The sequence below is a fragment of the Altericroceibacterium xinjiangense genome (assembly GCF_003958635.1).
In the GTDB taxonomy this organism is placed as follows: Bacteria; Pseudomonadota; Alphaproteobacteria; order Sphingomonadales; family Sphingomonadaceae; genus Altericroceibacterium_A; species Altericroceibacterium_A xinjiangense.
Genome location: NZ_RSEK01000056.1, coordinates 1 through 2,656 on the forward strand (window position 1 = coordinate 1; position 2,656 = coordinate 2,656).

General features: G+C 57.7%; 4 protein-coding genes and 1 pseudogene. 2 read left to right on the forward strand and 3 right to left on the reverse strand.

Annotated elements, in window-relative coordinates; genetic code table 11:
• Positions 1-180 precede the first annotated feature (180 nt).
• Positions 181-378 (forward strand): annotated as a pseudogene (locus ELY13_RS14810) (IS6 family transposase); the annotation flags it as partial.
• Between the two features lie 143 nt (positions 379-521).
• On the opposite strand, the gene ELY13_RS14815 reads toward ELY13_RS14810, so the two are convergent.
• The 3 genes from ELY13_RS14815 to ELY13_RS14825 all read right to left on the reverse strand — a co-directional run bounded on the left by ELY13_RS14815 (position 522) and on the right by ELY13_RS14825 (position 2,086).
• The gene (locus ELY13_RS14815) at positions 522-1,034 is read right to left on the reverse strand and encodes a PEPxxWA-CTERM sorting domain-containing protein (RefSeq protein WP_126174642.1); all 513 of its coding nucleotides are present in this window, start codon (positions 1,032-1,034) and stop codon (positions 522-524) included.
• 426 nt (positions 1,035-1,460) lie between these two features.
• Positions 1,461-1,748, reverse strand: coding sequence for a helix-turn-helix domain-containing protein (locus ELY13_RS14820; protein WP_126174643.1), 288 nt, complete (start codon positions 1,746-1,748; stop codon positions 1,461-1,463).
• Positions 1,745-2,086, reverse strand: coding sequence for a type II toxin-antitoxin system RelE/ParE family toxin (locus tag ELY13_RS14825; RefSeq protein WP_126174644.1), 342 nt, complete (start codon positions 2,084-2,086; stop codon positions 1,745-1,747). The genes ELY13_RS14820 and ELY13_RS14825 overlap by 4 nt, the downstream gene beginning before the upstream one ends.
• Positions 2,087-2,207: 121 nt before the next feature.
• Between ELY13_RS14825 and ELY13_RS14830 the strand changes: the two genes are divergently transcribed.
• Positions 2,208-2,656, forward strand: a 449-nt coding sequence (locus ELY13_RS14830) for a site-specific integrase (protein WP_478212958.1), incomplete at its 3' end; no start/stop codon positions are given.

The following is a 2,656-nucleotide window of genomic DNA, read 5'->3' on the forward strand; positions in this document are numbered from 1 at the left end:
TCTTTGCGTCGTGACATAGTGGGACTCCTTCTTCCTACCCATTATGCCCGCCACACACGAAATTCCTGACAGTCCCGCTATCTCGCGCCGCACAAACAGGTCGGACAGATGACCGCACCTGGACAGATCAAACCATCAACTCAATTTACCCCTTGCAGCGCAGGGGCCATCCACAGATGACAGCACCCGCATCTGCCATTCCGGCGACGAGAGCGAGCAATGCTGAGGTTCAGACAGATGAAGTCGCTCCAGAAGTTCGCTTCGGTCCATGCCTCCTTCCACAACCACTTCAGTTCCGAACGCCATCTCGTCGACAGGGAAACTTACAAGCAGCACCGCGCGGCCGCTTTGGCCGAGTGGAAGATCCTTGTCATCTGACGTGAAACCGCTCGAGGGTTAATTGCGCCAAACGGAGAGCGGTTCGCATTAAACTGACAGCACCGCGTGGACCTGTTCGGGATCACGAAAGGCAAAAACGCCGCCAGCCGGCGCCAGCGGCGCTCAACGTGATCGGGAAGCAATCAGGCGTAGGAAGCGGAAACCTTCCTCCGCCCGGGCTTGCGCATCGCAAACCCGATAGCGCCAAAGCCGAGCAGCATCATGGCCCAAGTGGTCGGTTCAGGAATTGCGGAAGCCAGTTCAACTTGAGCGGTGCCCTGGGCAGCCCCAAAGCCGGGAACGCTGTAAACAAAGTTCCAAACGCCAGATTGCCGAACAAGCCAGAAATCATTAGTTCCGTGTGTTACCACACGGGTGCCGTTTTCTAGTCCTGCAAGAAGTGGGCCGCTCCTAAGTAATTCAAGACCCGTATTGGACGTATCAAATGCAAAATCGTTCAAGGAAAAGTCTATAGAACGTAATGTTAGATTGAAAGGGTCTGTATCCTCGTAGGAGAATGAGAAGCTTCCGGAGTGATTTGTGATTGGGCCGGTAGTGATGGCAGAAAAGTTGTAGCTCTCGATGATCGTGGCCGCTTGAGCGGGCACGGCGAACAAGGCGCTCAGCGCACACGAGATATACAGAAACTTGTTCATGATTCCCCCCTTTAACTGCGTTCCCCATATACGCATTAGCCCGCAGTTGCTCGGGCGCAAGCGCCTTCCTGCGCGACAATCGACTGGTAACGATTGCTCGCAATTCCTCGAATAGTAGGAGGCTTGGAAGATGAGGCACTTATGCTTCCCGGGGCAGTGACCGCTTCGATCTTGCAATATCCGACAGGCACCGTTTCTTTCCACGTCGGGTTCCTAGAAGATGCTCGAAGCGTCCAAAGCGTGACTGCCGACAGGGTGAACCCGACTGCCTCGAACTGAGTGAACGTAGAAGGCCCATGGGTTTGCCCCGATGAGCCGCGATCCACTCCCCAGCTCCTGCCGCAACGCACCGGGTGGTCCCGTGTCCGCTTTTAGGTCACGAAGAAGCAATTTCGAACGGCCGACTTTGGGGCGGGACAAGAATGACTAGCGCAGCATCTCTCTGACCAGAGAAGGCTTTTTGGCGATCATCGCGAGCAGCACCTGCGCCGGGCCGGTGGGACGTCGGCGCCCATGCTCCCAGTTGAGCAGCGTGCCCTTGGCAACGCCAATGCTGCGAGCGAACTCGCCTTGCGAGAGTCCGGTGCTGGAGCGGATCGCGGCGACATCGACGGCGGGTACTTCCACCTGATGGATCCGAGTTCCGGCTTCCTTACCTTCCGCAAATGCCAGAGCTTCGTTCAAACCCTGCTTGATGCTGTCATAGGCGCTCATTTCCGGTCTCCGTAGTGGGCGAGCAAGGCCTTGCTCATGGCGATCAACTCCGCCTGCTCGGCCTTGGTCAGATTATCCTTTTCGTTCTTGGCGAACACGGTGATGAGGAAGATTGGTACATGCACGCCGCCGAACACATAGATGGTCCGGTAGCCGCCGCTTTTGCCGCCGCCCTGCCGAGCAACACGGACTTTACGAAGGCCACCGCCCAGCGAGACACCCGCCTCCGGGTTGGCAGCGATATAGTCCACCAGAGCAGAGCGATCCTCATCGGACATGATCGACTTGGCCCGCCGCAGAAACTCGGGCAGTTCCACCACGGTCTGCAAGTTAGCCATGCTTAAGGGGTATATGCGCCAATGGCATCTATGTCAATGACGCATACAAGTCCTCGTCTCCGTCGCGCGCTATGTCATCCGGTAATCTCTGGCCGGCCATTCCGGCCATCGGAGACATATCATGGGACATTCAGACCTCGACCCCGCCGTGCATGACCGCCGCCCCTGGAATGCCGGATTGAACGTAGGGCAGAAGCGACCGTTGAAGCTGCGCGATATCTGGGCGATCCGCTTCTACCTAGACGAACACAAGCGCCTGCGAGACCGAGCGCTATTCGACCTCGCGATCGACAGCAAGCTACGTGGCTGCGATCTGGTCAAGATCAGGATAGGCGACCTGATGAGTGCAGGCTCGTTTCGTGATCGCGCGACCGTCATCCAGCAGAAGACAGGCCGCCCGGTGCAGTTCGAGATCATGCCAGAAGCGCGCAAAAGCCTGACGGGCACTGTCAGAGCAACGGTACCGGATAGCGATCAGGCGCGCAGCAGAGTAGGCAGGGCTATGCCTCGCCCTCGCAAACCCGCTAATCCGTTCCGGTACTTCCGCTCCTCGCCGGAGGTCATCCGCCT